Annotated in this window: 1 protein-coding gene; it reads right to left on the bottom strand. The window is 61.7% G+C overall.

The window, feature by feature from the left end:
- Positions 1-993, bottom strand: coding sequence for an IS481 family transposase (locus tag V5F77_RS28905; protein WP_348842726.1), 993 nt, complete (start codon positions 991-993; stop codon positions 1-3).
- Positions 994-1,056: the final 63 nt, after the last annotated feature.

Raw genomic sequence — 1,056 nt, 5'->3', positions numbered from 1 at the left:
CTAGATGTTCAGTCCCGGCATTTGCTGGATTGGATCGAGGATGAATCTCTCTGGCTCTGAAGTCCAGCATTTGCAGATGAACTCGTAGGGCGTGAGGCCTTTGAGTGTCTTGAGCCTGCGGCCGAAGTTGTAGGCGGCGACGAAGTCGGCGAGGTGGCGTTCGAGCTGCGCATGATCGTCGTAATGGTAACGTTTGACGGTCGCGTCCTTGATCGTGCGGTTCATCCGCTCGACCTGGCCGTTCGTCCAGGGGTGCTTCGGCTTGGTGGTCCTGTGGTCGATACCAGCTTTGGCGCAGGCGAGTTCGAAGGCGTGGGCGCGGAACAGCTCTCCGTTCGCCATCGCCTCCTTGATCAGCGGCACCGCCGAGCCGCCAGCGCCGGGTGTCGTGAAGTGGATGCCGTTGTCGGTCAACACGGTGTGGATCTTGTAGGGGACCGCTTCGATCAACCGCCGGAGGAAGTCGCCAGCCGTCCGCTGCTTGGCTTCTCGATGAAGCTCGACGAAGGCGAACTTGCTGGTCCGGTCGATGGCGACGAACATGTAGAGCCTGCCCTCGGCGGTGCGCACTTCGGCGAGGTCGATGTGGAAGAAGCCGATCGGGTAGCTCTTGAACTTCGTCTTCGCAATCGTCTCGCCTTCGACCTCGGGCAGGCGGCTGATGCCGTGGCGTTGCAGGCAGCGATGCAGCGACGAGCGTGTCAGGCTCGGGATGGTCGGCTGCAGGGCGTAAAGGCAGTCGTCGAGCGGCAGCAATGTGTGCTTCCGAAAGGCGACGATCACCGCCTCCTCCTCGATCGTCAGCACCGTTGAGGTCGGGTTCTTCGGCCCCGTCGGCACATCGGCGACCGAGGTGCGACCCTTCCACTTCGCAACCGTCTTCTGATTGATGCCGTAGCGCTTCGCCAGCGCCCTCAGGCTCTCTTGACTATGCTGTATCGCTCGACGGACCGCCGCTGTCGTCGTGGCGCTCCCGTGGTGAATCTGGCCCATAGCGCATCCCTCGATTCATGCGTCGAGATTGCACCATCAAAGCCCGGGATCAAACATCTAGGC

It is taken from the genome of Roseixanthobacter psychrophilus, assembly GCF_043195195.1.
GTDB lineage: Bacteria > Pseudomonadota > Alphaproteobacteria > Rhizobiales > Xanthobacteraceae > NCEH01.
The sequence above is the reverse complement of the archived record's forward strand: the minus strand, read 5'-3'. Positions and strand labels throughout refer to the sequence as shown.